The 2544-nt window shown below is 45.1% G+C and carries 3 protein-coding genes; 2 read left to right on the top strand and 1 reads right to left on the bottom strand.

Translation table 11 applies throughout. From position 1 onward, the window contains the following. The coding region (locus IX84_RS25930; protein WP_044228068.1) for a T9SS type A sorting domain-containing protein at positions 1–545 on the top strand (545 nt) is incomplete at its 5' end. 389 nt (positions 546–934) lie between these two features. Here IX84_RS25930 and IX84_RS25925 read toward each other — a convergent pair. Then, entirely contained in the window at positions 935–1159 is a 225-nt protein-coding gene (locus IX84_RS25925; protein ID WP_044228065.1) for a hypothetical protein, read from the bottom strand. Positions 1160–1786: 627 nt separating this feature from the next. Here IX84_RS25925 and IX84_RS25920 point away from each other — a divergent pair. Next, complete coding sequence (locus IX84_RS25920; RefSeq protein ID WP_044228062.1) at positions 1787–2512, top strand: receptor L domain-containing protein; 726 nt, start codon at positions 1787–1789, stop codon at positions 2510–2512. Positions 2513–2544 lie beyond the last annotated feature (32 nt).

Here is a 2544-nt window from a genome sequence, read left to right as displayed (position 1 = left end):
TCCGTTATACAGACAATGGGCAGAATGAATCCAATACGACATATGCTTCTTTTCCTTCCATGCTTCGCCTGGTACGTAATGGCGATCGGATAAACGGGTTTTATAAGAATGGCAGTAAGTGGATTAAGTTCCATCAGGCAGAACTCCCTATGGGCGATTGCGTGGAAATGGGCCTGGCCGTCTTCTCCACCAACCCCTTCGGAACGGCAACAGCCACCTTTGACAAAGTCAACTTCATGTCTGGCATGAACCTGTCTGCTCCGAACACCGGACCGATTGCAGATGCCCTGTCCGATGTGCAGCGGGCGCGCGTATCTCCCAACCCGACTTCCGGTGCTTTCACCCTCGACTTTGAGCAGCCCCTTGAATTGGAAGCAACAGCTATACTCCTCAACGAGCTTGGGCAGCCCCTACGGCAACTGCAGCTCCCTGCCGGAGCCATCAACCATAGCTTTGACGCCTCTAATCTGCCCCGCGGCTTGTATTTCCTGGAAGTGCGGGACGAGCAGGGCTACCGGGAAGTGCTGAAGGTGGTACGGCAGTAATCTGCCCCCTCACAATAGAAGCGCTTAGATTCCAAGCTGCACTGTATGGCATCGTGCCCTGCCGTGCAGCTTGGTTTTTTATGCTGACCTCTTTCAGCTTAGTTGCTCATTGACTGATAGCGCTTTAGCTTATTGACTTTGTAATTTCCAATCGAGTCTAAACTGGACTTTCGGCATTTATGCTACAGCTGCAAGCAGAGCCTGCTCAAGGTAGCGTATTCTTGACCTCAAACTTCCAACAGTCAACGCTGCGCTCCCTGCGCAATGATCTCGCTTTTGTTAATTAGCTAAGTTTCCGGTTCTGCAATAAGAGTCAGCGCTGCGGATAGCAGCGATTCAGGCTATTGTTAACTAAGGACTTATGAACCCCGCAGAAATGGGGGGCAGGCTCAGGCGTTATCTTTTTTTAGCCAGAACTCTGCCGGGCATTCTGGCACAGCAAGCGGGCACAATTCCTTGATCTTCATTACGAACCTGCTCCAAATATAGCCCAGGCAACCAAATGAATTGTACAATACCAGGCTATAGGTTGAATTTCGAGTTCCTCCCCCTGCGCCCAAAACAAGCTTGCCTCCCGTCAGGCCAAGTTTACCAATAGCATCCTCAATATCCACATCCGGACAGACTAGTTTTCAGATGGCTTTGCCCTTGGTGTATGTAGCGCTTGTGGCGGATAATGATCCTGTGTTGTTGTCATCAATTCTTACCTGGTTTTAGCTTAGGAAAACCGGCCAGAAGATTGCCTCAATACGCAGTGTGATTTTTCCAGACGAAAAATTTTCACGTAAAATGCCCCCAGAGCAGCATGAAAATCTGCGAAAGGAGTCTACAATTTGTCTACAACTCAGGAACGGCAAATCAACAGAGTTGTATAATTGCTTGTAAATGAGTAGGTTTTCGTTCTTAAGGCTACGTTGGTGCCGTTTTGCTGTATAGTTGAAATGTGGCATATTTGAGATTGAAATACGGTAATAACCTAACGATTTAGGTTGCTTATCGAAGCTGTTAATCACGTACGTACGCCCCCTCTCTGTCAGGAATCTCGACAAAGCGACAGCCTGTAGCGCCGTCTGGCTTTGAGCTGCTAAAAGCAAAGTTCAGCACCTGCTTAAGTTCTTATTTGAAGAGGCAAGCTTAACCAGTATTGCCAAACCCATATCGATAGTGCTGTCTGATGATGGCACCGGATCAGATTACTCCCCCCCTTATTGATTCTATTGTTCACTTATTAATTTTTTTTAATGAGAAAGCTATTACTGTTAATTCCCTTATGGTTGCTTGTTGCGCAAGTGCTGCATGCTCAGTGCCCGCAGTTTTCTAATTTTTTGAATACACAGGCAAAAGTTGATGATTTTGTTGCTGATTATTCCAATTGCCCCAACATACCAGCATCCTTAACTATATTTGGGTCTGGTATTACTGACATTTCTGGTCTCTCTTTTATTAATAGTGTGGGCGGTGATTTCCAGATCAAGAGTACTACCCTACAGAATCTGTCTGGTCTTGAGAACCTCACTTCTACTACTGGAAGTCTTATCTTAAGTGATAACACCAATCTGGAAGATCTGTCTGACCTTGAGGGTGTAACTACTGTAGGGGGAACTTTAACTAGTCAGAATAACCCTAAACTAGAATCTCTTGATGGTTTGGAAAACCTGACTACTATCAACGCCTTAGTAATTCAGGACAACTCTACGCTGAAGGATCTAGACGCTTTGGCTAATTTGACTTATGTTGGTCAACAAATAATTATTAGAAATAACTCTACTTTGACAGATATCGATGGGTTGGCAAACCTCACTACTATTGTTGGCCCAAGTGTGGCTATTCAACAAAATCCCCAACTCTCTTCCTGTAGCATAGAGTCTTTCTGTAATGAGCTCGAAAATCCCGATGGAGTCAATTTTAATATTAATGCGAATAAGGATGGGTGTAATTCAGTTGCAGCGATTCTCGGTTTGAAATAAAATTTGGTTAAAAAGTCAAAAAATATTAAGCT

Source organism: Phaeodactylibacter xiamenensis (assembly GCF_000759025.1).
GTDB classification, from domain to species: domain Bacteria; phylum Bacteroidota; class Bacteroidia; order Chitinophagales; family Saprospiraceae; genus Phaeodactylibacter; species Phaeodactylibacter xiamenensis.
The sequence above is the reverse complement of the archived record's forward strand: the minus strand, read 5'-3'. Positions and strand labels throughout refer to the sequence as shown.

Coding starts and splice junctions, on each gene's coding strand:
- IX84_RS25920 (WP_044228062.1), top strand. CDS start 1,787: ATGAGAAAGCTATTACTGTTAATTCCCTTATGGTTGCTTGTTGCGCAA.